The 26,315-nt window shown below is 63.5% G+C and carries 25 protein-coding genes; 14 read left to right on the top strand and 11 right to left on the bottom strand.

Translation table 11 applies throughout. The annotated features are described in order from the left end of the window. Window positions 1-19 precede the first annotated feature (19 nt). Window positions 20-1,090, top strand: coding sequence for a Gfo/Idh/MocA family protein (locus N7568_RS05315; protein ID WP_261608856.1), 1,071 nt, complete (start codon window positions 20-22; stop codon window positions 1,088-1,090). Between the two features lie 61 nt (window positions 1,091-1,151). Here the strand turns inward: N7568_RS05315 and N7568_RS05310 are convergent, their stop codons facing one another. From N7568_RS05310 to N7568_RS05300, 3 genes are all read right to left on the bottom strand, one after another. Next, entirely contained in the window at window positions 1,152-1,592 is a 441-nt protein-coding gene (locus N7568_RS05310) for a DoxX family protein (protein WP_261608855.1), read from the bottom strand. A gap of 80 nt (window positions 1,593-1,672) precedes the next feature. Beyond that, window positions 1,673-2,344: a phosphonatase-like hydrolase gene (locus N7568_RS05305; RefSeq protein WP_261608854.1), complete on the bottom strand. Its 672-nt coding sequence runs from the start codon at window positions 2,342-2,344 to the stop codon at window positions 1,673-1,675. Further along, window positions 2,341-3,108 carry a GntR family transcriptional regulator gene (locus N7568_RS05300; RefSeq protein WP_261608853.1) on the bottom strand — a complete coding sequence of 256 codons (768 nt, stop codon included), beginning with the start codon at window positions 3,106-3,108 and terminating at the stop codon, window positions 2,341-2,343. Before N7568_RS05300 ends, N7568_RS05305 begins: the two co-directional genes overlap by 4 nt. 163 nt (window positions 3,109-3,271) lie before the next feature. On the opposite strand from N7568_RS05300, the gene N7568_RS05295 reads away from it, so the two are divergent. The 5 genes from N7568_RS05295 (at window position 3,272) to N7568_RS05275 (ending at window position 8,353) form a co-directional block, all read left to right on the top strand. After that, window positions 3,272-4,489, top strand: coding sequence for a TIGR03364 family FAD-dependent oxidoreductase (locus tag N7568_RS05295; RefSeq protein ID WP_261608852.1), 1,218 nt, complete (start codon window positions 3,272-3,274; stop codon window positions 4,487-4,489). A 55-nt stretch (window positions 4,490-4,544) separates the two neighbouring features. Beyond that, window positions 4,545-5,459 carry a phosphate/phosphite/phosphonate ABC transporter substrate-binding protein gene (locus N7568_RS05290; protein WP_261608851.1) on the top strand — a complete coding sequence of 305 codons (915 nt, stop codon included), beginning with the start codon at window positions 4,545-4,547 and terminating at the stop codon, window positions 5,457-5,459. Then, the gene (locus tag N7568_RS05285; protein WP_261608850.1) at window positions 5,459-6,238 is read left to right on the top strand and encodes a phosphonate ABC transporter ATP-binding protein; all 780 of its coding nucleotides are present in this window, start codon (window positions 5,459-5,461) and stop codon (window positions 6,236-6,238) included. Before N7568_RS05290 ends, N7568_RS05285 begins: the two co-directional genes overlap by 1 nt. Continuing rightward, the gene (phnE, locus tag N7568_RS05280) at window positions 6,235-7,089 is read left to right on the top strand and encodes a phosphonate ABC transporter, permease protein PhnE (protein WP_261608849.1); all 855 of its coding nucleotides are present in this window, start codon (window positions 6,235-6,237) and stop codon (window positions 7,087-7,089) included. Before N7568_RS05285 ends, phnE begins: the two co-directional genes overlap by 4 nt. Window positions 7,090-7,243: 154 nt before the next feature. Continuing rightward, window positions 7,244-8,353, top strand: coding sequence for an FAD-dependent oxidoreductase (locus N7568_RS05275; protein ID WP_261608848.1), 1,110 nt, complete (start codon window positions 7,244-7,246; stop codon window positions 8,351-8,353). A gap of 103 nt (window positions 8,354-8,456) precedes the next feature. Here the strand turns inward: N7568_RS05275 and N7568_RS05270 are convergent, their stop codons facing one another. After that, window positions 8,457-10,676, bottom strand: coding sequence for an NADP-dependent isocitrate dehydrogenase (locus N7568_RS05270; protein ID WP_261608847.1), 2,220 nt, complete (start codon window positions 10,674-10,676; stop codon window positions 8,457-8,459). A gap of 243 nt (window positions 10,677-10,919) precedes the next feature. On the opposite strand from N7568_RS05270, the gene N7568_RS05265 reads away from it, so the two are divergent. Both N7568_RS05265 and N7568_RS05260 read left to right on the top strand, forming a co-directional pair. Beyond that, entirely contained in the window at window positions 10,920-11,507 is a 588-nt protein-coding gene (locus N7568_RS05265) for a hypothetical protein (protein ID WP_261608846.1), read from the top strand. Between the two features lie 75 nt (window positions 11,508-11,582). Then, window positions 11,583-12,692, top strand: a complete 1,110-nt coding sequence (locus N7568_RS05260; protein ID WP_261608845.1) for a trypsin-like serine peptidase — start codon at window positions 11,583-11,585, stop codon at window positions 12,690-12,692. Window positions 12,693-12,813: 121 nt separating this feature from the next. Here N7568_RS05260 and purH read toward each other — a convergent pair whose 3' ends face one another. Next, a complete protein-coding gene (purH, locus tag N7568_RS05255) occupies window positions 12,814-14,484 on the bottom strand; it encodes a bifunctional phosphoribosylaminoimidazolecarboxamide formyltransferase/IMP cyclohydrolase (protein ID WP_261608844.1) in 1,671 nt (556 codons plus the stop codon). 120 nt (window positions 14,485-14,604) lie between these two features. Between purH and N7568_RS05250 the strand changes: the two genes are divergently transcribed. From N7568_RS05250 to N7568_RS05240, 3 genes are all read left to right on the top strand, one after another. Beyond that, window positions 14,605-15,555: an N-acetylglucosamine kinase gene (locus tag N7568_RS05250; RefSeq protein ID WP_261608843.1), complete on the top strand. Its 951-nt coding sequence runs from the start codon at window positions 14,605-14,607 to the stop codon at window positions 15,553-15,555. After that, window positions 15,530-16,480, top strand: a complete 951-nt coding sequence (gene murQ, locus N7568_RS05245; RefSeq protein ID WP_261608842.1) for an N-acetylmuramic acid 6-phosphate etherase — start codon at window positions 15,530-15,532, stop codon at window positions 16,478-16,480. Before N7568_RS05250 ends, murQ begins: the two co-directional genes overlap by 26 nt. A gap of 66 nt (window positions 16,481-16,546) precedes the next feature. Beyond that, a complete protein-coding gene (locus N7568_RS05240; RefSeq protein ID WP_261608841.1) occupies window positions 16,547-17,899 on the top strand; it encodes an MFS transporter in 1,353 nt (450 codons plus the stop codon). Window positions 17,900-17,905: 6 nt separating this feature from the next. Here the strand turns inward: N7568_RS05240 and purN are convergent, their stop codons facing one another. Then, a complete protein-coding gene (gene purN, locus N7568_RS05235) occupies window positions 17,906-18,475 on the bottom strand; it encodes a phosphoribosylglycinamide formyltransferase (protein WP_261608840.1) in 570 nt (189 codons plus the stop codon). Window positions 18,476-18,486: 11 nt separating this feature from the next. On the opposite strand from purN, the gene N7568_RS05230 reads away from it, so the two are divergent. Further along, window positions 18,487-18,936 carry a hypothetical protein gene (locus N7568_RS05230; protein WP_261608839.1) on the top strand — a complete coding sequence of 150 codons (450 nt, stop codon included), beginning with the start codon at window positions 18,487-18,489 and terminating at the stop codon, window positions 18,934-18,936. A 43-nt stretch (window positions 18,937-18,979) separates the two neighbouring features. Here the strand turns inward: N7568_RS05230 and N7568_RS05225 are convergent, their stop codons facing one another. After that, the gene (locus N7568_RS05225) at window positions 18,980-20,311 is read right to left on the bottom strand and encodes a cell division protein PerM (RefSeq protein ID WP_261608838.1); all 1,332 of its coding nucleotides are present in this window, start codon (window positions 20,309-20,311) and stop codon (window positions 18,980-18,982) included. 554 nt (window positions 20,312-20,865) lie between these two features. Here N7568_RS05225 and N7568_RS05220 point away from each other — a divergent pair. After that, entirely contained in the window at window positions 20,866-22,560 is a 1,695-nt protein-coding gene (locus N7568_RS05220) for a hypothetical protein (RefSeq protein WP_261608837.1), read from the top strand. A 45-nt stretch (window positions 22,561-22,605) separates the two neighbouring features. Here the strand turns inward: N7568_RS05220 and N7568_RS05215 are convergent, their stop codons facing one another. The 3 genes from N7568_RS05215 to N7568_RS05205 all read right to left on the bottom strand — a co-directional run bounded on the left by N7568_RS05215 (window position 22,606) and on the right by N7568_RS05205 (window position 24,051). Beyond that, entirely contained in the window at window positions 22,606-22,983 is a 378-nt protein-coding gene (locus tag N7568_RS05215; protein ID WP_261608836.1) for a hypothetical protein, read from the bottom strand. After that, the gene (locus N7568_RS05210) at window positions 22,980-23,384 is read right to left on the bottom strand and encodes a J domain-containing protein (RefSeq protein WP_261608835.1); all 405 of its coding nucleotides are present in this window, start codon (window positions 23,382-23,384) and stop codon (window positions 22,980-22,982) included. Before N7568_RS05210 ends, N7568_RS05215 begins: the two co-directional genes overlap by 4 nt. Before the next feature lie 244 nt (window positions 23,385-23,628). Continuing rightward, a complete protein-coding gene (locus tag N7568_RS05205; RefSeq protein ID WP_261608834.1) occupies window positions 23,629-24,051 on the bottom strand; it encodes an Hsp20/alpha crystallin family protein in 423 nt (140 codons plus the stop codon). 142 nt (window positions 24,052-24,193) lie between these two features. On the opposite strand from N7568_RS05205, the gene N7568_RS05200 reads away from it, so the two are divergent. Further along, window positions 24,194-24,610 (top strand): MerR family transcriptional regulator, encoded by a 417-nt coding sequence (locus N7568_RS05200; protein ID WP_306422594.1) that lies wholly within the window; start codon window positions 24,194-24,196, stop codon window positions 24,608-24,610. A 129-nt stretch (window positions 24,611-24,739) separates the two neighbouring features. Here N7568_RS05200 and N7568_RS05195 read toward each other — a convergent pair whose 3' ends face one another. After that, complete coding sequence (locus tag N7568_RS05195; RefSeq protein WP_261608833.1) at window positions 24,740-25,930, bottom strand: DGQHR domain-containing protein; 1,191 nt, start codon at window positions 25,928-25,930, stop codon at window positions 24,740-24,742. Between the last annotated feature and the right edge of the window lie 385 nt (window positions 25,931-26,315).

The raw sequence follows: 26,315 nt of genomic DNA, 5'->3' as shown, positions 1-26,315 counted from the left end.
GAATGAGAGGATGACAGGCATGACGCTCCCTATCGCCGTGCCATGGCTGTCCACCCAGACCAACCAGGATCCCAGGTCGGCCACAGGCCGTCCCTTGCGATGGGGAGTGGTTTCCACCGGCAACATCGCCAACAGCGTTTCCCAGGACCTGGCACTGCTGGAAGACGCGGAGCTTTACGCCGTGAGTTCCCGGACCCAGGCCGCCGCCGACGCCTTCGCGCACACGCTTGGCTTCGCCAAGGCATACGGGGACGACGGCGACGTGCCCGGCTACCAGCGTTTGTTCGATGATCCGGCAGTGGATGTGGTCTACGTGGCCACGCCCCATGCCCAGCACTTCCAGATCGCCGCTGCCGCCTTGCGTGCCGGCAAGCACGTGCTGTGCGAGAAGGCCCTGACCATCAACGCCCGTGAAGCCGCCGGGCTGGTGAAGCTGGCGCGGGAGCAGAACGTGTTCTTCATGGAGGCGGTGTGGAGCCGCTTCCTGCCGAGCATGCAGCGGGCCTTCCAGATAGCTGCATCCGGGGAGCTCGGCCAGATCCAGTGGGTCAGCGCAGACCTCGGCTTCCCCGCGCCATATGACCCCTCAGCCCGTATCTGGGCACTCAACGACGGCGGCGGCGCACTCCTGGACATCACGGTCTATCCATTGCTCTGGGCGCTGGGAACGCTGGGCTTCCCGCAGTCCGTCACAGCGATCGGCACGCTCAACGAAGACGGCGTGGACACCCAAAACGCCCTGACCCTCGGCTACTCCAGCGGCGCCCAGGTCCAACTGACGTCGTCCTTAATGGCACACGGACCCCGAACCGCAACCGTGGCCGGGGGGCTCGGATTCCTGCAGACCGTGGGCTCCGTCAACAATCCACGCGAATTGATGATCCGGATTGGTTGGGACGAGCCGCGGCACGAGCACTTTGACGTGGTGGGCATCGGCTACACGTATGAACTCCGCGAAGTGACCCGCTGCATCCAGCAAGGCCTCACCGAGAGCCCGGTCATGCCGCTGGAAGACTCCATCAACGTCATGCGCCTCTTTGACGGCGTCCGCTCCCAGCTGGGGATCCGGTATCCGAACGATGCGCGGTGACCCGCCACCGGTGGTGAGTGCCGCCGTCGTGAGTTAACCCAAGAGGGTTAACGGCGATGGCTTAGCGCCGCGGGCCCGCTGACTGCCGGGCCAGCTTGCGGTCCAGCGACAACGCACCGGGTCCGAGGAACACGAACGCCACCGAGATGGCTGCGTAGATAATCAGGAGCTCGGCCGTCACGCCTGCCCTATCCGTGAGCAAGGGCTTCCCAGCTTCCGTCACGAACCAGATCCCAGCAAACATGATCGCGGCAAGGAACCCGGCCACGCGGGTCAGGGCACCGAGAACCAGGAGCAGGCCCAGCCCAACCTCACCGGCGATGACCAGCCACGCCACGATTTCCGGCTTCTGAACGCCCATGGCAGCAACCGACGCAGCGAACGCAGCGTGCCCGGCCATGAGTTTCTGGATGCCGTGGACCATGATGAGCGCGCCGAAGACCACGCGCAGGATGGTGACGCCGCGGGCGGAGGACTTGGGAGACGGGTGAAGGAATTTCACCCGTCCCAATCTTCCATGCCCGGCGCCACCCGCCAAACGGAGGGCGCCAAACCCGGGTGTCAGGAGAGCAGCGCCGGGTGTCAGGAGAGCAGCGCCGGGATGTCCTTCACACCGTCCAGGATGTGGTGGTGCGGGTGCGCGGCCAGGGCTTCGCGGTCCAGCTTGCCCGTCAAGACGCCGACGGCGGTGACGCCTGCGTTATTGGCAGCGGCGAGGTCGTTCACGGTGTCGCCGGCAGCGATCACGGCCCGGACATCCTGCACCCCGGTCAGTTCCATGGCGCGGTGAATCATGTGCGGCGCCGGACGGCCGGCGGCTACTTCGTCGGAACATACGACGGCGTCCAGCAGGTTATCGTCGTCGGTGCTCCAGCCCAGCCGCTCCAGCAGGGGCTCCGCGACGTCGCGCGAGAAGCCGGTGGTCAGCGCCACTTTGACGCCTTGTCGGCGGAGTTCGCGGAACGCGTCTTCCACGCCTTCGAGCGCCACAGGCGGGTTGGCGTCGTAGAACTCGACGAGCAGTTCCTTGAAGCGCTTGAACGCGGCAGCCACTACTTCCGGCGTAGCGGTCCCGCCACCAGCTTGGATGAGCGCCGTGATGGCCTCCACCTTGTCCGCGCCCATCCATTCCTGGACGGCCTCCGGTGTGGTGGCTACGCCGGTTTCCTCAACGCAGCGTGCCAGGGCAACGTACACGTCGCCGTGTTCGTCAATGGTGGTTCCGGCCATATCGCAGGCAACAAGCTTGATCATGGAGTGGCTCCTTCAGTGTGGATGCGGACCAGGGCGGCCCGGCGTTCCACCGTGTTGTCGATGGTGAAGTTGGTGAGTGCCGGCAGGTAGCGGTCCTCGGAGTATTCGAGGGGCTGGCCGTCGCCGGAACGGGTGATGCGGCGTTCGCGAAGCAGCGGAATGCCTTCGGGTTGCTCCAGGAGTTCGGCGTCTTCGTCGCTGGCCGCAACGGCGTCGATGGTGTGCCGCGCGCTGTGCAGGTCCACCCCTTGCTCCTTGAGGAACGCGAAGATGGATCCGGAGTCGGTATCAAAGTCGAACAGCTTCCGGCCCACGTCCAGAATGAACGTGGTGCGCTCGATCATGGCTGGGGACTCATCCAGGTAGCGGACCCGGAGGACCTCCACCACGGTGGTCCCGGGCATCAGGCCGAGTGCATCCGCCGCTTCCGGGCTGGCTTCGCGACGGGCCACCTCCAAAGTCCTCTGTCCTGGCGTCTTGCCGATCCCGCTGGCCCACTCGGTGAAAGAGTTGAACGTGGAGAACGACTGGGACGGAACGGACGAACGAACCATGGGAGGACGCCCCCGGCCGCCCGTGACGGCACCTTCCGAACGCAGGAACGCGAGCGCCTGGCGGATCGGGCCACGGGAGGTACCGAACTCGCGGCACAGCTCCGCCTCGCTGGGCAGTTGGAATCCAGGCGGCCAGTCACCGTCGGTGATCCGGCGCATGAATTCTTCGCTCAGCCTGACGTGGAGGGGTGCGTTCTGCTGTGTGCTCACAAGTTGATAATACAAGTCCAGGGAGCTGTTAACTCCGGATTTGAGCGCCTCCAGATGAACTTGGCATGAACTCAAATGAACAGAAGTTAAAATCAGGTTAACTTGTATATACAAGTGCCATTTTGGCTTGATTCCCCCGGATTCTCCCGCCATTGTCAGTGGTGTGAACAACCCAAGCACTCCCCCCTCAGCCGCCGACAGCACCCCGGGCCAGCCCACCGACATCGTGATTGTCGGCGCAGGAATCGTGGGCCTTGCGCACGCCGCCCACGCTGTTGCCAACGGCCTGACCGTCACCATCATTGAACGCGACCACCACGCAGCCGGCGCCTCAGTCCGCAACTTTGGGCACTGCTGCATTACAGCCCAGTCCGGCGAACTGTACGAGCTCGCACAGACCTCCCGGAAGTACTGGCTTGAGTTCGCCGAGCAGGCTGGCTTCTGGGCCTCTGAAGCGGGTGCAGTAGTCCTGGCCCGCACTGACGCCGAGATGAACGTGCTGCGGGAACTCTCTGCAGTCCGCGAGCCGGGACAGGTTGAACTGCTCTCCCCTGCCGGGACCCGGGAACGGCTGGGCGCCTCAGCTTCCGCTGGGGAAGAAACGCACGACGACGTAGGTACTTCGGGTGCATCATGGCCCGGCCTCGTTGGCGGCGCCTTCCTTCGGGACGACCTCCGCGTCGACCCCCGCACCACCGTCGCAAAGTTGGCCGAATGGCTGAGCCGGCAACCCGGCGTCGAACTTCACTGGAACACGGCCGCGCTGGGCTTCAGCCAGTCCAGTGACGGCGTGACTGTTCAAACGTCGCGGGGCGAGCTGCAGGCCCGGCAGGTCTTCGTGTGCGTAGGCCACGACGTGGACTACCTCTTCCCGGACCTTGCCGCGGAACACCGGATCCAGCGGTGCGCCCTGCAGATGTCCTTGGCCGCGAAACCATCGGGCGTCGAGTTCGCCCCTGCAGTCCTGACCGCAACCTCCATGCTCCGGTACCCGGCGTTCACGGACATGCCCGCTGCGGCTGCCCTCCGTTCCGAGGTGTTGGAAAACCAGCCTGAACTGCTGGACATCGGCGCCAACGTCATGTTCACCCAGCGTCCCGACGGCACCATCATCCTGGGCGACTCCCACCACTACCACCGCACTGCGGACCCGTTCCTGGATGAAGGCGTCACCGCCACACTCAACACCGAAATCACCGGCCGGATCGGCGAGCCACTGGAGATCGTCCAACGCTGGCAGGGCATCTACGCGTCCTCGGACGTGGCCCCCATCCTTGTCCGCGAGATCCAGCCCGGCGTCACGGTGGTGTCGGTGACCTCCGGCGTGGGCATGACCCTGTCCTTCGGCCTGGCGCACCGCAACGTATCACGCCTGTACTGACTCACCTTGCACTGAATATCCCCGTTCTCCCCATCCCCTTCGCATAAGGATTCCCATGAAAACCACGCTCTTCACCGGTTCCGCGCTAGCCCTAGCCACCGTTCTGGCGCTCACTGCCTGTGGTGGTTCGGCCCAGTCTTCCCCTGAGGCAACGTCCGCTACCTGCCCCAATGGGGAGATCAAGTTCGGCATCGAGCCCTACGAGGACCCGGCCAAGCTGAAGCCCGCTTACGATGTCCTGGCGGCCGCCCTCTCCAAGAAGCTCGAATGCCCCGTCAGCGTCCAGGTGGTTGAGGATTACGCTGCCGAGGTCCTGGCCATGCGCAACGGCAAACTGGACCTGGGCCAGTTCGGTCCCTTGGGGTACGTGTTCGCCGACGCCAAGGCCGGCGCCGAACCACTGGTTTCCTTTGGCACTGCCGAGAAGGAACTCAGCACGTACACGGCCGGGATCTGGGTTCCCAAGGACAGCCCCATCCAGGCCATCGGGGATCTGAAGGGTAAGTCCCTCGCCCTGGGCAGCGTCGGATCCACCTCTGGCGACGTCCTGCCCCGCTTCGGCCTCCGTGAAGCCGGAATCGCCGACGCCGACATCAAGATGGACTACACCGGCGGCCACCCCGAAGCACTCCTGGCACTGACCAACGGCAAGGTGGATGCGGCAGAGATCAACTCCCAGACGCTCGCCACTGCGATTGCTGCCGGCACGTTCAAGCGGGACGACTTCCGCCAAGTGTGGACGTCCGACCCCATCCCCAACGACCCCATCACCGTGCGCGGCGACGCCGACCCCGCGTTCAAGGCAGCCGTCAAGGACGCTTTCCTCAGCCTGGAACCCGCCGACGTGGCCAAGGTGGGCGAGTTCCTGGACGTCACCCCTCCAGGCCCGCTGCTGGAGGTCACCAAGGACAACTACACGCCGCTGTTCGAGCTCGCCGAGACCATGGGCCTTACCGAGAAGGACCTGTAATGCCTGACCCCCTTCTCGCCGTCCAAGGCTTGCGGAAGTCCTTCAGTGGCAGGACTGTCCTTCAAGGCGTGGACTTCTCCGTTGCCCCCGGCGAACTCGTCGCGTTCCTGGGCGCCAATGGCTCAGGAAAGTCCACCACCCTGCGCTGCGTCATGGGTATCAGCGCTCCGGATTCCGGCAGCATCAGCATCGACGGAACTGCGCTGGACTCCCTGCAAGGCCGGGAGCTGCAGCAGGCACGCCAGCGAATGGCCATGATCTTCCAGAAGATCCACCTGGTCCCCCGCCGCACGGCCTTGGACAATGTTTGCGCCGGAGCCCTCGCCCGGATTCCCACTGTGCGTTCGCTGTCGCCGCTCTTGTTCCCGGCCGACGTCCAGCAGGAGGCCCTCGACTGCCTGGACCGCGTGGGCTTGGCCGATCGCGCCTTCGACCGGGTTGGCCGCCTTTCCGGCGGACAGCAGCAACGCGTCGCCGTAGCCCGGGCACTGTGCCAGCGCGCCGACGTCGTACTCGCCGACGAGCCTGTCTCCGCACTGGACCCGCACGCCGCAGAGCAAGTGATGGCTCTGCTGCGCGAACTCGCCCACTCCGAAGGGCTTGCAGTGGCCGCGGTCCTGCATCAACCCGATCTCGCGCTGCGGTACGCCGACCGGTCCATCGGGCTGCTGCAGGGCTCCATGACCTTCGACCTCCCCTCCACAGAGGTCACGGCTGAACATCTCGACACGTTGTACGCCCCGGACAGGGACGTTTCAGACAGGACCCAGGCAGCATGACTCCCCAGACCTTGACCACGGCCGTCGCCCGCCGGGACTCAACACCTAAAACCCGCGTGGCCCTCGTCCGCCCGAAGAAGCCGCTGCGGTGGGTCACGACGGCGGCAGTGGCGGCCGCCGTCGTCGGACTTCACGCGGTGGCCATCGAAGGGACGGACTTCAAACCCGAGCTGCTGGTGGACGGCTGGAAAGGCATGGCAGCCTTCATTGGCGATGCGTTCCCGCCGGACCTGAGCTGGGAGAAGACACTGAAGCCTGGCCTGGAAGCCACGCTCGTGACCCTGTGGATCGGGCTCTTGGGGACGACATTGTCTGTGCCGTTCGCCCTGCTCCTGGCTGCGCTGGCCGCCGAGAACACGAGCCCGCACCGGCTGGTGTATCAAGCCGCACGTTCCATCCTGTCCTTCTTCCGAGCCGTGCCGGACATCGTGTTTGCGCTGATCTTCGTCACCGCCGTGGGCCTCGGTCCCTTTGCCGGTGTGCTCGCCCTGATCTGCCACAACACGGGTGTCATGGGGAAACTGTGGGCTGAGTCCATGGAAGAGATCGACGCCGGGCCGCAGGAAGCACTCCGCACGGCCGGTGCCAACCGGATCCAGCAGGTCGCCAATGCCACGCTGCCCATGGTGGTCCCCCAATTCGTGGGCCTGCTGCTGTATCGCTTCGACGTCAATGTGCGGTCATCACTGGTCCTTGGCCTGGTAGGTGCGGGCGGCATCGGGCTCCTGATCAACCAGTCCATCAAGTCCTTCCAGTTCGACTCCATGCTCACGCACATCATGATCGTGCTGGTCCTGATCATTGTGGTGGACCAGTTCTCCGCGTGGATCCGGCGGCGCCTGGCTGCGTAACATCCGTCGCCGGCCCAAGTAAGCAGCAGATCACGCCGTTCTGAACGCTCAAAACGGCGTGATCTGCTACCCAGTTGGGTGAGTGGGGGCAGAATGGGAGGTGGCCCTTCTCGGGGACCCGGTTGGACTCGCGGACGTTGTGGATGGAGCAGGCATGGAAGTTGATGTTGTAGTTGTTGGCGGAGGAGCTATGGGATCAGCCGCTGCGTGGCAACTGTCCCGGTCGGGTCGCTCGGTGGTTCTCCTGGAACAGTTCGAGGCCGGTCACCACATCGGCGCCTCCCACGGAGCAACGCGCAACTTCAACACCGCCTACGCCGAGGACGACTACCTCGACCTCCTCGCCGAGTCCAAAACCCTCTGGGACGAGCTCGCCGCTGAGCACGGCGCGCCGCTCCTGGACATGGTGGGGCTCGCGAACCACGGCAACCTTCCCCGGCTGCACCAGGTCCGGGAAGCCCACGAGGCCCGTGGAATCGAAAGCTACTTCATCTCCGCCGATGAGGCCGCCAACCGCTGGCAGGGCATGAACTTCGCCACCGACGTCCTCTTCGTTCCGGGCTCGGGCCGGATCCGCGCCGCTGACGCTTTGGTGGCGCTGCGTAAATCAGCTGAGACCCACGGTGCCGTTTTCAAGTACTCCACGCCGGTCCGGGACATCCGCGTCACCGGCGGCGAATCGGTGGTAGTCGTCACCGAAGAGACCGAATACACCGCGAGCCGCGTGGTGGTCACGGCCGGCGCATGGACTCCGAAGCTCATCGGCAAGCTCACGGACCTGCCCGCACTGGTGGTCACCCAGGAGCAGCCGGCCCACTTCACTCCAACAGACAACACCTTGGTGTGGCCCAGCTTCAACCACAGCCCGGATCCCGATCCCAACAACGAACTCTACGACTACTGGTACAGCCCCGTTTACGGCATGCTCACCCCGGGCGAAGGCGTCAAGGCCGGCTGGCACGGCGTGGGCCCCGTCATGGATCCGGATGAACGCACGTTTGAGCCGATCCCCCACCAGATGGAAGCGTTGGTGCGGTACGCAGAAGAGTGGCTTCCCGGCGTCGACCCCTCCACCGCGGTTCCCATCAGCTGCACCTACACCACCACGCCCACCGAGGATTTCGTACTTGACCACTTCGGTCCGCTGGTGGTGGGCGCAGGTTTCTCCGGGCACGGTTTCAAGTTCACGCCGGCTATCGGCCGGGTGCTGAAGGACATCGTCGACGGCGGTGTGGCACCGGAGCGATTCCGCGCGGAACGCTAGGAGTTTTTGTACAGATAATGCCCCCAAGACCGCGTCTTGGGGGCATTATCTGTACAAAAACTCGGAGCCCGGGCGCCCGTGAAAGGCACCCGGGCTCGAGGGACTACTTCAGCGTCGCGACGACCTTGTTGAACGTAGCCGACGGGCGCATGATCTCAGCGGCCTTGGCAGCGTCCGGACGGTAGTAGCCGCCAAGGTCGACGGCGGGACCCTGGACTGCGGCCAGCTCGCCGACGATGGTCTCCTCGTTGGAGGTCAGGGCTTCAGCGATTGCTGCGAAGTCCTTGGCCAACTCGGCGTCCTCGGTCTGCTTGGCCAGTTCCTGTGCCCAGTACATGGCCAGGTAGAAGTGGCTTCCGCGGTTGTCCAGCTCGCCAACGCTGCGACGCGGGGACTTGTTTTCCAGCAGGAACGTGCCGGTTGCGCGGTCCAGAGTGTCAGCCAGAACCTGTGCGCGGGCGTTGCCCGTGGTGGTGGCAAGGTGCTCGAAGCTGACCGCGAGGGCCAGGAATTCGCCCAGGCTGTCCCAGCGAAGGTGGTTTTCCTTGACCAGCTGCTGGACGTGCTTGGGAGCGGAACCACCGGCACCGGTCTCGAACAGGCCGCCACCGTTGATCAGCGGAACGATGGAGAGCATCTTGGCGCTGGTGCCAAGCTCGAGGATCGGGAACAGGTCCGTGAGGTAGTCGCGGAGGACGTTACCGGTGACGGAGATGGTGTCCTCGCCCTTGCGGATGCGCTCCAGGGTGAAGGCCGTGGCCTCAACCGGAGAGAGGATCTCGATCTGCAGGCCCTCAGTGTCGTGGTCCTTGAGGTACTCGTTGACCTTGCCAATGAGGTTTGCGTCGTGCGCGCGGGTCTCGTCCAGCCAGAACACGGCCGGGGTCTGGGACGCGCGGGCACGGGTGACGGCCAGCTTGACCCAGTCACGGACCGGGATGTCCTTGGTCTGGCATGCGCGCCAGATGTCACCGGGGAAGACCTGGTGTTCGGTCAGGACGTTGCCCTTGCTGTCCACGAGCTGGACGGTGCCGGCTGCCTGGATCTCGAAGGTCTTGTCGTGGCTGCCGTATTCCTCGGCTGCCTGTGCCATGAGGCCCACGTTGGGAACGGTGCCCATGGTGGTGGGATCGAACGCACCGTTGGCGCGGCAGTCGTCCAGGACAACCTGGTAGATGCCGGCGTAGGAGCTGTCCGGGATAACGGCGAGCGTGTCCGCTTCCTTGCCGTCCGGGCCCCACATGTGGCCGGAGGAACGGATCATGGCAGGCATGGAGGCGTCAACGATGATGTCCGACGGTACGTGCAGGCTGGTGATGCCCTTGTCGGAGTCGACCATGGCCAGTGCGGGGCCCTCTTCGAGGCCCTTGGTGATGGCTGCCTTGACGCCTTCGCGGACGTCCTCCGGCAGGTCGTCCAAGCCGCTGAGGATGGCAGCGAGGCCGTTGTTCGGGCTGATCCCTGCGGCTGCGAGCTGCTTGCCGTAGGTGTCGAACAGTTCGGAGAAGTAAGCCTTGACCACGTGGCCGAAGATGATGGGGTCCGAGACCTTCATCATGGTGGCCTTCAGGTGTGCGGAGAAGAGGACGCCCTCTTCCTTTGCACGGGCAACCTGTGCTTTGAGGAACTCGTCCAAGGCGTCGGCGCGCAAGACGGTAGCGTCCACCACTTCGCCGGCCAGGACGGGGAAGTCCTTCTTGAGGACCTTGGTGGTGCCGTCTTCGCGGACCAGCTGGATGCTCAGGGAATCGTCAGCCTTGAGGACAACGGACTTCTCATTGGAGCGGAAGTCGTTCTCGCCCATGGTGGCAACGTTGGTCTTGGAATCAGCGGACCAGGCACCCATGGAGTGCGGGTTCTGGCGGGCGTAGTTCTTCACCGACAGGGGGGCGCGGCGGTCCGAGTTGCCTTCGCGCAGCACCGGGTTTACAGCGGAGCCCTTGATCTTGTCGTAGCGCGAGCGGATGTCCGTCTCGGTGTCCGACGAGGGGTTGTCCGGGTAGTCCGGGAGGGCGTAGCCCTGGGCCTGGAGTTCGGCGATGGCAGCCTTGAGCTGCGGTACGGAGGCGCTGATGTTGGGCAGCTTGATGATGTTGGCTTCCGGCCGCTTTGCCAGTTCACCAAGTTCAGCAAGGGCGTTGCCCGTGCGCTGCTCTTCGGTCAGGAAATCGCCGAAGACAGCGATGATGCGGCCGGCCAGCGAAATGTCGCGGGTCTCCACCTCTACACCTGCGGTCGAGGCATACGCTTCCACAATCGGCAGGAATGAGTAAGTTGCCAGCATCGGCGCTTCGTCTGTGTGGGTATAGATAATCTTGGCCATTGGTGGGGTTCTCCCTGAAAGTCTGCAGATTTCAACATCTCTAACTTACCCGAGCAGGCCGTTTTGGCGGCCCTTCGTGTCCGGGATCACGTGTTCGTTACCACGCCGGGAAAGCGATTTACGCCCGACGGCGACCTGACCGCCGTCGCTGCCGACCGGCGTCGTGCGTCGACTGCTGTGGTTTCTGCGGGCTCCCGGGCGCGTCACTATCGAATTCCAAGCGAAACCGAACATAGTGAAACCATGACCCGCACGAACCGATCCTTCGCCCGGGCTGCCATCGTTGCCGGGATTGTTCTCACCCTGACCGCTTGCACCGTTCCCACGCCGTCACCAAAGCAGACCATCCCGCACGACGCAGACACGGGCCAGACGCTCGCGGAAGCCCGCGCGGCCATCGACGCCGTACCCGGGATCTCGGTTACTGACTTCGTCGGAGGTGGGCCTCCAAATGTGAAGGGCAACACCGGGTACTCCGTTGCGTTCGACGTTGACCCCGGATACACGGTCCTCCACGGCGACGTGCTGGTGGACTACATCGTCCGGAACGTTTGGTCTGTGGGCGAGGGTTACATGCCAAACACGCAGATCCAGATCAGTTCGACAACCGCCGACGGGGAGCCGCTCTTCGACCTTGCCTCCGCTGCCACCGGCTCGGGCTGGATCCCGCCCCTCAGCCGTGCCCCCTCCCCGCACAGCAGCGTCGTCATCCCGCTCAGCCCGGATGCCTCCGAGGGCGCGCGGAATCTCTCACTGCTCACACAGGACGGTCAATGGCCGGGCGTCACGCCGAAGCCCCTCCCGGACGATGTCACCGCCAAAGTCGACTGACGCTTGAACCGGTCAACCGCACGCCAAACGAACCTCGCCACTTGACGAGGAAGTGACAGCAAATTATCACAAACTATGAAACATCTCTTTACAAACTTGTCATACGTTCGATACCTTCAATTCCGTCAGTCGGCGGTCGCCATCACTGGCCGCCTCACTCCCTCGATAGGTAGGAACAACGTGACAAAAACCAAGACCCTGGCCACAAGCCTGCTGAGTCTGTCCGCTGCCGCAATCCTGGCGCTGGTTGGAACCACCAGCGCCAACGCTGCTCCGGTCAACACCACAGACTCCAGCGGCGCTGCGGTCAGCAGCCACGTAGTGTCGGACACCGGCGCTGCAGACTACTGGACACCGGAACGCATGCAGACGGCCCAGTCCGGCGAGATCCTTGCCGCCAAGGCACTGGACCGCGGCAAGCTCCTCAACCTCGGCAAGGCCCCGGTCACCGAAGCCCCGGGCGCCGTCAGCAGCATCGCCGGCCAGCAGGCCACCACCGAATCCAAGACCATCGACCGCAAGGTCAACCAGAGTGAAACGCCGGTCAAGCACATCGGCAAGATCTTCTTCACACTGGGCGGCTCCAACTACGTCTGCTCCGGCAACTCCGTCACCGCAGCCAACAAGAGCACCGTTTCCACTGCCGGACACTGCCTCAACGAAGGCCCCGGCGCTTACGCCACCAACTTCGTGTTCGTACCGGCCTACCTCAACGGCGCAGCACCCTACGGGAAGTGGACGGCAAAGGCGCTGTACGCCCCCACCCAGTGGGCCTCCAACGGCAACATGCAGTACGACACCGCTTTCGCTGTCATGAACACCCTCAACGGCCAGAAGCTCGCCGACGTCGTAGGTTCCTCCGGCGTCCAGTTCAACGCCGCCCGCGGCCTGAGCTACAAGGCCTTCGGCTACCCGGCAGGCTCGCCCTTCAACGGTGAATCGCTCAAGAGCTGCTCCGGCAAGGCCACCAACGATCCCTACAACCCGCAGTTCAACAGCCAGGGAATCCCCTGCAACATGACCGGTGGGTCCTCGGGCGGTCCGTGGTTCATCGGCACCAGCTCTTCCGGCTACCAGAACTCCGTGAACAGCTACGGATACGGCAGCAACTCCACCACCATGTACGGCCCGTACTGGGGCACCGTGATCCAGTCCACGTACAACACCGCAGCAGCGGCCTCGTAAAAGTACTGAATCGCCACGCACGTCCCTGTTAAGTATGTGCGGATAAAGCACGACGGCGGCCGTCCCCTCCCGGGGGCGGCCGCCGTTCGTTGTGGTGCTTGGGCCCTGGCGGGCTCCTCTTCTAGTGGAAGAAGTGGCGTGCGCCCGTGAAGTACATCGTGATGCCGGCAGCGTTGGCTGCGGCGATGACTTCCTCGTCGCGGACCGAACCGCCGGGCTGGACGACGGCGCGGACGCCGGCGTCGATCAGGATCTGCAGTCCGTCAGCGAACGGGAAGAACGCGTCGGAGGCCGCAACGGCACCGCGTGCGCGCTCAGGTGCGTTGGCAGCGCTGGTGTTGGACGCGCCGCCGGCACCTTCGACGTCGGACTCTACCTGCACGCCCAGCGTGTTGGCGCGTTCGACGGCCAGGCGGCAGGAGTCCAGGCGGTTGACCTGGCCCATGCCGATGCCCACAGCGGCGCCGTGGTTCGCGAGCAGGATGGCGTTGGACTTGGCAGCGCGGCAGGCGGTCCAAGCGAAGGCCAGGTCCGCGAGGGTTGCTTCGTCAGCGGCTTCGCCGGCAGCGAGGGTCCAGTTGGCGGGGTTGTCGCCGTCGGCGTCCACCTTGTCGCTCATCTGGACCAGGACACCGCCGGAAACCTGGCGCATTTCGGCCGGGTAGCGGCCGTAGCCCTCGGGCAGGGCGAGGAGGCGGATGTTCTTCTTCTTGGAGAGGATCTCCACGGCTTCCGGCTCGAAGTCCGGTGCGATGACAACCTCAGTGAAGATGCCGGCAACGGTCTGTGCCATTCCGGCGGTCACCGTGCGGTTCGCGGCGATGACGCCACCGAACGCGGAGACGGGGTCGCAGGCGTGGGCCTTGGCGTGGGCATCGGCGATCGGGTCGGCAGCGTCGGCGGAACCAACAGCGACACCACACGGGTTGGCGTGCTTGATGATCGCAACGGCAGGCTCTGCGAAGTCGAAGGCAGCGCGGAGGGCTGCATCGGCGTCGACGAAGTTGTTGTAGCTCATGGCCTTGCCGTGCAGCTGGTCGGCCTGGGCGATGCCGGCCGGGGCAGCCTTGTCCACGTACAGAGCAGCCTGCTGGTGCGGGTTTTCGCCGTAGCGGAGGACCTCGGAACGCTCCAGTGCGAGACCGGCGTAGGCGGGCCAGTCGATGATGCCGTCGCCGTCTTCGTCCAGGAACTGGCTGGCGGTCCAAGTGGCAACAGCGTTGTCGTAGCTTGCCGTGTGCGCGAAGGCCTTGGCGGCCAGGCGGCGACGGGTGTTCAGGTCGAAGCCGCCGTGGGCAGCGGCGTCGACAACTGCGCCGTAGAATTGCGGGTCCGTGACGATGGCGACGGCGGCGTGGTTCTTCGCGGCCGAACGCACCATGGCGGGGCCTCCGATGTCGATCTGCTCAACAACGTCGTCCTGCGCTGCGCCGGACTTCACGGTCTCGACGAACGGGTAGAGGTTCACCACCACGAGGTCGAAGGTTTCGATCTCCATGCCGGCGAGGGTGTCCATGTGTGCAGGGACGCGACGGTCGGCCAGGATGCCGCCGTGCACGCGCGGGTGCAGGGTCTTGACGCGGCCGTCCAGCATTTCCGGGGAGCCGGTGACTTCTTCGACTTCCTTGACCGGGATGCCTGCGGCGGCGATCTTCTTGGCGGTGGAGCCGGTGGAAACAATGGCGACGCCGGCTGCGTGCAGGCCCTTCGCGAGCTCCTCCAGTCCCGTCTTGTCGTAAACCGAGATCAGTGCACGGCGGATGGGAACACGGTCAAGCTGCGTCAAGCTCACAAAAGTCTCCGTCTTAGTTCGCGTAGATGTCGCGGGTGGTATCGCGGGTGTGGGGATACGGAGAGTTTATCGTGTTTCGTGGTTGGTCCGGTTTTGCGTCGTGCAACATAGGGTTGATCCATGGAAGCGCCCAACGATGTCGTACTTGTTGCCGATGTAGGGAAGAGCCGCTGCCGCGTCGAGTTGCGCAGCGGTACGGAGTTGCTGGCTGCCGCCGACCAGCACGGCTTCCCCGGAGTGCACGTGGAGAACGGACCAACCCTTGCTTTCGACCTCCTCCTTGAGACGGTCAGCCAATTGCCGCCCGGCCTCCCTGTCAGCACCTTGACCGGCATCGGGGCCGCCGTGGCCGGTGTTGAAGCGTCCGCCGAGAAGTCGCAGGAACTCGCCACCATGCTGTCCCAGAGATTCAGCGTCCCGGCAGCCGTCCTCTCCGATGCCACGGCCGCCCAGCTCGGTGCACTTCAGGGCGCCCCGGGCACAACGCTCATCGTGGGGACCGGCGCGGTGGCCTTCCGTTTCGACGAAGCCGGCGTCCTGCACCGCGCCGACGGCTGGGGACCCTATCTTGGCGATCGCGGCAGCGGCCGCTGGATCGGCCAGCAGGGTCTTCAAGCGGTTCTTGAAGCGCACGACGGCGGCCCTGCCACGTCGTTGTCTGCTGCGGCCGGCGCACTGGTGGAGTCGCCCGAGATGCTGCCGGGCTGGCTCGCGGCCAACGAGAACCCCTACCGGGCGATGGCCCGTTTCGCGCCGCTGGTTCTGCACGCAGCGGAGGCGGGTGACGCCGTCGCACATGACATCATCGGCGAGGCGTGCCGCATTCTGACCCACACCGTGAAGCTCGCGTCCAGCGGCGACGAGGGCGGCACACCCCGCGTGGCGATGCTCGGCGGAGTGGTGGGATCGGACTTCTTCGCCGGGCTCTTGCGGAAGTCCCTCGCTTCGGCTGGGATTGAGGTGGTGGCCCCGCTGGGCGATGGCTTGGACGGTGCTGCCCTCGCTGCGACGCGCCGCGGGCTCATCCAGGAAAGGTACATCCACCGTGACGGAACAAACTGGCCCGACTGACGCCGACAAACTTGCGGGCCTGCGCACGGAACTCGCCGGGTTGGCGACCGAAGCCACGGCCGAGGGCTTGGACAATCTGGACATCCTGGGCACGGAAGAACTCGTGGCCGCCATGCTTTCCCACAGTGCAGGAGTACACGCTGCCGTTGAGGCTGCGAGCCCCGCGATCGTACAAACCGTCGACGCCGTTGCGGAGCGGCTCCAGCGCGGTGGTCGCCTCCTGTACGTGGGAGCCGGGACGGCCGGGCGACTGGGTGTGCTCGACGCAAGCGAATGCCCGCCAACGTTCGGCACCCCGCCGGGACTCGTCGTCGGACTCATTGCAGGCGGAGTCCAGGCGATCCAGAAACCGGTGGAATATGCCGAGGACAACGCAACTGCCGGCGCGCGCGACCTGCACGATATCAACGTGACCGAAGCGGACGCCGTCGTGGGCATTACGGCCTCGGGGCGGACGCCGTACGTGATCGGTGCGTTGGAAGAAGCCCGCAAGCGGGGTGCGTTTACGGCGTCGCTGGCGTGCAACAAGGGCTCTGCCGTGAGTCATCTTGCGGATGCCGCGATCGAGGTTGTGGTGGGGCCGGAGTTCATTGCCGGATCCACCCGGCTCAACTCGGGCACCGCCCAGAAACTTGTCCTCAACATGATCAGCACGCTGGTGATGGTGAAGCTCGGCAAGACGTACGGCAACCTCATGGTGGACTTGCGCGCCACGAACGAAAAGCTCCTGGCCCGATCGCAGCGCACCGTTCAGCACGCAACCGGCGTTGATGCCCATGAAGCCGCTGCCGCGTTGGATTCGGTGGGCGGTTCGGTGAAGGCGGCCATCCTGGTGCTGCTGACCGGCATCGAGGCTTCGCAGGCCAAAGGCGCATTGGAAGAAGCCGGCGGGTTCCTGCGGAGGGCGATCGAAAACCAGAAGTAACCCTCACGGCGTTCACGCGGACCGGGGTGCTGTGCCCAGCGCATAAAGTTGCATGCAGGAGGGCAAATGAATACATACACAGCCGTGCCCAGCGGCGAACAAGTTGTGCAGGAACTGCCGTGGCGGTGGAAGGTCCAAGGCAGGATCTTCATCATCGGCGGGCTCGGGTTCATGTTCGACGCTTGGGATGTCACACTCAACGGCATCCTGATTCCGCTGCTGTCCAAGCACTGGTCGCTGCAGCCGGCGGACGCCGCGTGGATCGGCACAGCCAACTTGATCGGCATGGCTGTGGGTGCGTTCGCGTGGGGCACCATCGCGGACACCATCGGGCGTAAGAAAGCGTTCACTGCCACCCTCCTGATTTTCAGCATCTTCACGGTCCTCGGTGCGTTTGCGCCGGACATCGTGTGGTTCTGCATCTTCCGCTTCATGGCCGGCTTCGGCCTGGGCGGCTGCATCCCCGTGGACTACGCACTGGTGGGAGAATTCACGCCACGGAAGCAACGCGGCAAGGTGCTCACAGCCATGGACGGATGGTGGCCGATCGGCGCCGCGCTCTGTGGCTTCATTTCCGCCGGGCTCGTGGCTGCCTTTGGCGACTGGCGGCTCACGATGCTGATCATGGTGCTGCCCGCGTTCCTTGTCTTCTGGGTCCGGCGCAGTGTTCCGGAGTCCCCGCTGTTCCTGATCCGCGCGGGTCGCCGGGCAGAGGCGGCGGCGGTCATCGATGGCTTGGTCGAGGCAACGGGTGCTTCGCCGCGGGCGTACAGCCTGCCCGAACCGCAGGCCGCTCCGCGCCTCTCCCCCGGAAGCGCGTGGGCCCAACTGCGGGGGATTTGGCAGTTCAACTGGAAGATCACCACTGCTGCCTGGGCCCTGTTCTTCAGCATCCTGTTGGTCTACTACTTGTCGCTCACGTGGATGCCCCGAATTCTCATCGGCGCCGGGTTTGAGGAGTACAAGGCGTTCGTCACGACGGCGAGCATGGCCGCCGTCGGACTCTTGGGCGTGGTGGTCGCAGCGCTGCTGGTGGAGCGGGTGGGCCGCAAGTGGATCCTGGCCATCACCGGTCCGCTGTCAGCGCTGACGTTGGTGATCGTGGCGTTCGTGGTGGACGTTCCCTCGGCGGCCGTGTTCTGGCTTCTGGTGTTCGGGTTCGTGGTCCAGGTGGCCATCCCTGTGCTTTATGCGTATGTGTCCGAGCTGTACCCGACCGAACTTCGCGGCTCGGGCTTCGGCTGGGCTTCGACGTTCTCCCGCATCGGGGCAGGCTTTGGGCCCTTGGTGTTTGCCTCGTTCTTCTGGCCGGAGTTCGGGTTGGCGCAGTCGTTCGCCATGGCAGGTGGCCTGGTGCTGTTGTCCGTGCTGTGGATGGCGTTCTTCGCCCCTGAAACGAAGCAGCGCGACCTCGAGTAAGTGTCCTTACTTGGGTGCGGCGGCGAGGTCTGCGAGAGTCTGGACCAGCAGGCGGCGCTCCACTACCTTGATGCGCTCGTGCAGGGATTCCTCGGAATCCTCCGGAAGCACGGTGACGGCTTCCTGGGCAATGATGGGGCCGGTGTCCACGCCGGCGTCGGCCCAGTGGACGGTGCAGCCCGTGACCTTCACACCGTACGCGATCGCGTCCCGCACGCCGTGGGCGCCAGGGAAGGATGGGAGCAGCGCGGGGTGGGTGTTGACGTACTTGCCGCCGAAAGCGTTGATGAAGTCCTCGCTGACGATCCGCATGAAACCGGAGGACACCACGACGTCCGGCTGGTAGGAAAGGACCTTGTCCCGCAGGGCAGCGTCCCACTCCGCCCGGGTTTCGAACGAGTTGAAGTTGACCACGAAGGTCTCAAAGCCGGCCTCGTCGGAGCGTTCCACGCCGTAGGTATCAGGACGGTCGGCCCCCACAGCGGCGATCTCGACATCCAGTTCACCCGACTTCACGGCGTCGATGACTGCCTGAAGATTGGAACCTGTACCGGAGACGAGGACAACAATGCGCATTGCACTAGCTTATGGGCGGCTCGCGTAGGCTGGAAAACATGAATCCCGACGTCGGTCCCAAGCCGAGCCAGCAACCCCGCTCCGAGGCCGAAAAGTCCGCCCTCGGCGTGACCCAAATCCTGTTCCGCGCATTCCTTCTGACGGCTTTGGGCGCGTTCTTCGTGTTCTCCCTGAACGTGAATTACGTGTGGCTGAGTGCCATTCTGACCATCGCGGGTCTGGTGCTGGGTGTGGTGGTTCTGGTGCGGACGCTGAAGTACAAGCACCCGCGGCTCATGTTATTCGGGACAATCTCGGGCCTGATCGTCACGGCGGTGATGTGCCTGCTCATCCTGACATCGGTGTTGTTCTTCCAGCAGGTCAGTACGTACCAGGATTGTTCGCGCGGGGCGCTGACCGAATCCGCCAAAACGCAGTGCATGACGCAGCTTGAGGACTCGATGCCGGGGTCGCTGCGGTAGCTATTTCCCTGCGGTAGCCCGGCGCTAACCGGACCTGACCCGCCTAGGCGTGTTCGTCGTCGTACGCTACTTCGTCGAGGTTCGCCTCGCGCAGCTTCTGGCGGCGTTCCAGCCACGGCCCCACTGCGTAGCCAATCACGACGCCGATGCCCACTTCCACGGCCAACCAGACTGCCGTCCACAGCGGGTGGGGTCCGATTTCCGTGAGCCGGCCAATACCGGCTGAACCCCGCGCGATCCATGCCAAGGCAGCGCCCAGCAGACCGGCAACAGCGCCGATGAAAGCGCCCAGGAACAGCGTTGAGACGGTGGCTGTGAACCAACGGGCTTTGATCTTGATGGACAGCCACTCGTCGAAGTGGTTTTCGCCTTCGCGCAGGAACCACCAGCCCGCAAGGATTCCGGCAACGACGGGAAGCGCGAGGGCCATGGCCCCGGCGTCGAGCTGACCTGCGGGAAGGGCCCCAAGGACCGGGACGGCCGGGAGCGGTCCGACGGCGGTACCAAGCGGACCCGCCGTGGAACCCACGCCGAGCGAGAAGCCCGCGCCGGAGGACCACGCCAGGGCGAAGATCACGAGGTTCGGCAGGAAGCCAAGCTGCGCGATGGTGAGGACGGCGCCGCCCAGCGCGCCGGCCTGGATGCCTTCGTACACGGCGATGATGTCCGTCCAATGCCACACGATGGTCACTGCCAGCAGCACTGCGGCGAGGCAGACGGCGGCCATTGCGGCGACGAATCCGGCTTTCAACGCCGAGCCGACGTATGAGCCCGCCCAGCGCGAGTGTTGGCTGGTCTTCGCAAGCCAGGCTACGGCGTCGACGCCAATCAACCGGCTCCACGAGCCGGCCTCGCGTCGGGCGCCAACGATCATGCCCAGGCCGAACGAAATCAGCGGAATGGTCATGGCAAGCCAGAGGTTGATGACCACTTCGGAGGTGCGGCACACGAAACCGGTAGCTGCACCGAAAGCCGCGTAGACAACGAATGCGCCAAAGAATGCCTGCCACAGTTGGTCCGTGTATGAAGCCCGGGCCAGGCGGCGCCCGGCCCGCCACGCAAGCAGGAACGGGATGAGCGTCAGGCCCAAAGGAATGAGTGACAACAGGCCCGAGCCCGGCTGGCCCGCAGTACCTATATTGACCTGCGCCAGCTCCAGCGGAACACCGTGGATCAGCAGCCAAGCCTGGCCGCCCAAACGGGCCAGAGAGTCGACGTTCCGGTCCTGGAACCCATCCGTAGCCCACACCCCCACCAGAGGCAGCACCACAACGATTGCTGAAATGAAGGCTGCCTGCGCCGACTCCAAACCACCCTGTAGCCAAAGGGGCATCGGGAGGCCACGGTTTCCGGTCTGATCAGCGCGCAGTTTCATCGTGATCTATCGTGCCACGGCAGGTAGCTGACACCCCGCAGGCGCCCCTGAAATACCGCGAATTCCAGCGCTTTTTCCTGCGAGCCGCCGTAAGATGGGAGGTGTTCTCCCGGGGCACGGAGCCCTCAGCCACCCCCTCAGCTCCGCCCCACCTGCACAGACTTTGAAAGGCCCGGAAACAATCGAAGCCGGGAACTAGGAGCGGCCAATGGATAGGTGTCAAAACTCATAACAGAAAGTCGTACTAGCAGCTGGTGCAGCCGCCTTGGGATTCTCTTCATAGGCTGCACCAGCCTTCTTTTTGCTTTGTTCCGCGCCTTCCGCCGAGGGGCGACTTCTCTGGACTTTGGGGCCCGTTTAGTGCCGAGAGCCAGCCCCTCGCGATAGGAACCCACGACGCCGGGTGGCCTGGTTCCGGGGCGGTCAGTGTTGTTCTGACCTGTGATGCGCACAACGGGTCGAAAACCATTCCCCCGTCACTTATTGCTACAGCAGCTCACTCAAGTTAGAGGGACGACACTGCATCGGCCCCGTCAGACTTAGGAGCAAATCGATTGTCAGCGTGGACTACAAGGTACAACAAGGTTGGTTCCGTTCTTGGTGGCTCGCTTGGGGAACGGCTCTACGCCAAACTCAACGGTTACGGTTCGCTGGTCGTCGAGGTGAAATTCACCTCATCGGGCTTCCGCGAACCTATTGCGACCGTGGTCGTGAACGCTGGCTGGGTCATCGAGGATGCCAGCACATGGGAATCCGACTTCCGTATGACGTTGGTTCGGACAGGCCCTCGTGTCGTCGGCCCAGCCACCCGAGAGCGGTTCATTCATGAACTCCGAACAGTTCTGTCCAGTATCCCCAACGCTCCCGTTGTCCTTGAACCAACTTTCGTGAAGCCTGACTACGGGCAGATGCCGAGATGGGTGGTGGACAGAGGGAGTGGCGACTCAAGTCCAGATCCGTTGGACAAGAGCCCTCTTTATATCTACGGCGAGCATGGCCCCGTCCTGCAACAAGTGCGCCAGTCCTTCCCTGACGGCGATCTTAGACCTTCCAATGCAGCGTCTCGCCTAGCTCGACAAAGTTCTGCCAAGAATCCCGACTGGAGGTTCGCGGCCGGCTTCATAGTCCTCCTACTTCTAGGCTTCTTCAGGACCGAATCAACAAAAACTGCCCTTCCTGGTCTCCCTGCCATGGATGGATTGCTGTCCTGGTTCCCTGAGGAATCGTGGTCTGCAGCGGAATCGTACATTCTGATTCTTGCCTGGACATTGTTTTGTGGTTTCATCTACGTCGCGGCACTTTGGGCTGTTGTACCGTTTGGGGCGTTCAAAGGATCCGAAGTCATTATTCGCTTCCCTCTTCCGAAGAAGCCCCGCGAGGCTGCTGGCTGGTCTTGGCCAGGCAAGGACTCAAAGGCAGATAGTGGCACGAAAACATACCTGAAGATCCAAACCGTTTTCAGTTTGCTGGCTGGGGCTGGAGTGAGCTACTTCGTAGGGAGGATCCTGTGGGTCAGTATGTCAATTGCTGCGGGCTTGCCTGGAGGTCTGGCAGCCGCAACTTGGTTGGCGGGCGGACTGGCGTTGGCCTGGTTCGTGTCCCGTCTAGTGGCTGCTCATTGGCTACTGAACGGCCGAGCCCTACCGCGATTGGCCCTCAACCTAGGCACGGCAGCAATAGCACTGACACTGTTTACACGGCTTCCGGTGTGGGCCTATTTGGAGGGTGTTGGTGCTGGCCCCCTCGTCAGCGCCATAGAGTGGACTCAAGTCTTTTCTTTTACCCCCGGACTTCTTGCTCTGACGGCCACAGCTGCCTTGTCGTGGTTACTTGTATGGGTAGGCAAGCAGAGTGGTAGCTCGCTGTTGTTTTTCATGCGTATCGTTACCGCCTCCACCGTGCTGCTGTGTCTGCTTACCGTCGTCCAAACTGAACTAAACGCTGGATACAACCTTCGGCTTCAAGGGACCCAGGAATTCGCGCGAGCTAACTACCCGGCACCGGCATGCCTGCAGCAACTTTCTAATCCTGGGACTTCTCAACCCGTTTGGGTTCTGGGAACACGCGACAATCAAACCATCGTCGCCTCACGAAGCCCTACTGCCGAGCCACTTGAGGATGGCGGCAAAGTCTCTTCCTTCCCCACTGACAGTGTTGTTCTCGCCCTCCTGCCATTTCAGTTTCTTGATGGGCAGCAAGCTGCAGAGCCATGCTCCTCGGTTCAGTTGGATATGCCCCAAGTCAAGTGATCATGTTGGCGAACAATCAAGCGGCCAAGATCCCCTCAGCGCTCGCTACAGCTGCGGGCCGTAGATGAACTCCTTGGCGTGGTTGACGGCCTTCTTGAAGGCATCGTTGCGGAGCGTCACCTGCTCTTTAGTGGATCCGGCACTGGGTTCCAGGAATGTGGTGGGGCCGGGGCGGAGCATCCAGATATCGCCGGCGGGTGGCAGGTAGAAGACGCCGAAGGACCTGTGCTCGGGGTCGTCGGTCCAGATGGGGACAACAGCTACCGCCGCGCCCGTGTCCGGGTTGATCCACTGGGCCCGTGGCATGGGTTGCTCGTGGACTTCGGGGTCGAGGAACGGTGCTGTCCCTCTCCCCCAGCGCTTCTCGAATCGTTCGTAGAACGCGGGAATGATGTGGCCGTCGTACGGACGCCAAGCACTCATGAATGGCTCCTCGGTGTTCTCAGGGTTCGGGATGAAGGCTCCCAGTGGGTTGGTCCGAAAGACAGGGGCGGCTTGGTTTCCCTGCTGCCTGCCGGTTCATGTCGTTGGACCCGTACCGTCACCGGCGTTCCAGACGTTCCAGGCGTTCGCGTGGGCCCGCCGCTCCGCCGCTCACGATCGTAAGCCGCCCGCTTTCCTGGGTCCGACAAAACGACGTACGCCTGCATGATGTCGTGCAATTCCTTGAGGTCGGCCGCGGAGGTGGTGCCGCCGTCGTCGACCTTTTGACGTGTGTCCGGGTGATGGGTCCGGAGCAGCGCGCGGTAGGCGCGGGTGATGTCGCGGGCCGTCGCGTCGGGCGGCACGTGCAAAGTGGCGTAGTGGTCAGGTTGATCGCTCACGGCTGGTTCCGGTTTCCTGCAGCGGACTTGGGGATGGCCCCCGGCGTGAACCGGGGGCCATCAATCGGGAGACGACGGGCGGGGGCCGCTTTCATGTGCGCTAAGAAACGCGGTGACGTGGCGCGAAGCCTGCGCCCAACTTTTCCGATGCGGCCGCCTCCGTTGTTCCCGGTCGGCGCCTGTTCCCGATCGGCGCCCTGCCGGTTGACCACCCCCGGGTGAGCCTTCCGACAGGGCGGACGGGTCAGGCGTTGATCTCTTGCCGTTGTCCGTTGGATGTGATTTCGATGCGGCGCGGCTTTGCCTTCTCGGCGACGGGGATGCGGAGTGTCAGCACGCCCGCGTCATAGCTGGCCTTGACGCCGTCGGTGTCCAGGGTGTCGCCCAGGATCAGTTGCCGGCTGAAGACGCCTTGCGGCCGCTCGGCGGCGATCATCTCCGAGTTCTCGCCCACCGGCGACTTCCGTTCTGCCTTGACGGTGAGGACGTTGCGCTCGACGTCGAGGTCGACGGAGTCGGGGCTCACACCAGGCAAATCAAAGGCAACGACAAACTCCTCGCCCTCCTGCCAGGCATCCATGGGCATGCCGGCAGGGCGTGCTGTTGTGCCAAAAACCTGTTGGGCGAGCCTGTCGAATTCGCGGAACGGGTCAGTGCGCATCAGCATTTTGTTCTCACTCCTCTGGTCTTGATGCTGATTCTGTTGTTGTGCCAGCTCTTCCTGATCTGTGGTGGCTGGTATAGATTTTTTATAACACCGGCGAGAGTGTGGTGCAAGTAGGTTTTTCGAAGATTTTCGGAGGTTCTTGATGGCGGGTTCTGCTGCGGAGGAGCACGACGGCGGATTGGTCGCGTCTGCGCCGGGCGGCGGCTCTGCGTCTACTGGCGAACGGGACGGGGGCGAGCGCGACGCGCTGGGTGTCTACGCGATCTCCGTAGCAGCTGACCTCGTGGGCACCGGCCAGCAGAACCTTCGGTTGTACGAACGCAAGGGCCTGCTCACCCCGGAACGGACCGACGGCGGCACTCGCCGTTACAGCGAACGGAACCTGGCGACGCTGCGACGGATCGGGGTGCTTCTGGATGAAGGGCTGAACCTGGCCGGCGTGAAGCGAGTGCTGGAGTTGGAGGCCGAGAACCGGGGGCTGACGGAAGACAACGAAGGGCTCCGGGAAGACAATCGGGGGTTGCGGAAGGATTTGAAGCGGGCACGAGGCGGGGAGTAAGGCTCTAGCCGCTGCAGCGGTTACATATCTGGCAAGCCCGAGATGAGTTAAAACGCAATGCATAGTGCCAGTTGGACGCAGAGAGGCCAGGAGCACATTGCTCCTGGCCTCTTAGCGATCTACTTACGGTTATTGGACTTGCGGCTTCTTGTTTGAATAGACCCAGCTGTAAAGCGTCTTGTACAGATCTGCCTGGCCAGCGAATCCAGCCTGTGACGCCATCCAGGGGTTCCGTTCATTATTCTCAAGGTTGACCTTTTCCCAGTCCACCGCCCCTAGCGAGCTAACGAGACTCCGCATGCGCTCCTCAAAATTGGGGGCCTCCAGCGCGCTGCTGATTATGTCCTTGCCAAGCTTCGCCAGCGACGCGACACCGACAAGCTCTTTGATGCGGTATTTAGGGGCGTATTCAACTTCTTCCCCATCCTCGTTGATACGAACGCGAGTCTCTCCGGTCCAAGCCTCAGCGCAGGCCTCGGCTACCAGACCCCAGTACGTACGCGCCACTCCATCAACATCCCTGTCCGCCGCCTCAAGCCTTCCCAGCAGCTCGCTAGGAAACATCGAAGCAGAGGAGCGGCGCAGACCCTCGAATGTCACAGGTTTGTTGGGGTCGCGTGCCCCCGTCAGGTTGACCTGCCCATGCCATACCGAGTCTTCATGCCGCGCGAGCATGGTGGCAATGAGGCGAATACGCTGCGCGTGTGTCGTGAATCCCAACTCCACTGCGTCCGCTTTGGTAATTTCGATCAGCGCTTTCGGAAGCTTCTTCTGCTCTGTATTGATGACGTCGAAGAACGTAGCTTCCTGGTTGAAGTCCAAACCGAAGTACAGGCTCACCGGCACCAACGGGCAGAACGACGAATCCTTTTCCCATGCCCGGACCAGGCCAAGGTAGCGGTGCTGCCCGTCCACAACGGACAGTACGGGCTCATCAAACTCGCTCAGAATCCGATCAATGTCGCCAGCCGCGAAGAGCTCAAGAAAGCGATCGATTGCCGCTTCACCCTTGAGGCGGACCGACAGGATGATGGGGGTTGTCCGCGTGGCGGGTTCGCGCTTCAGGTAGTAGTCCCGGATTTTGGGAATCCGGTCACTCATCGGTTGACGCTGGTATCCATGGCGGTCGAGAGCCGGGGACTCCGGGTCGGTGTCTTCGAAGTTGCTAATGAAGAACAGCCTCTTCATCGCCGCCGGTGTCATGGCCGCTGAAGCTTCGTTGTAGGGATCCAAGACTCCGAGGAGCGCAATGTCACGCCCCTGAAGCGGAGTTCCAAAAGTGCTGAACGCCTCGGCGGGCGTTACTGATGTAGTAGTCAATTTAGTTCCTTAGAAAGTGGCCAGAGGCCGTTTCGTCGCAACTGGCCCCGAGGGCTGGTTGCCTAAGATGCGGTTGTGCATCTGGTTAACACTGTAACATCCATGCTCCGCAACCGTCAAGTCGTACAACAAGCGGTTCCCAGTGCCGATTTTTTCATTCCTACGAGAGCATGCCCTCAGCGTCCGCCTGAACATGGCGCGCCTTCATGCTCGCAGCGTGCGACACGCCGGGCGCATGGCCCGGGTCGCCACCGAGCCTGTTGTGGAATTCACCGCGAGTTATCGGCAATTACGGACATTTCATGGACGGTTACCTGTGGACGACCGGTGGATTGAATGACATGATTGTGGAGGTCGATTTGACAAATCGCCATTCGTTCGAAAC

The organism is Paenarthrobacter aurescens, assembly GCF_025421775.1.
Lineage (GTDB): Bacteria > Actinomycetota > Actinomycetes > Actinomycetales > Micrococcaceae > Arthrobacter > Arthrobacter aurescens_B.
The sequence above is the reverse complement of the archived record's forward strand: the minus strand, read 5'-3'. Positions and strand labels throughout refer to the sequence as shown.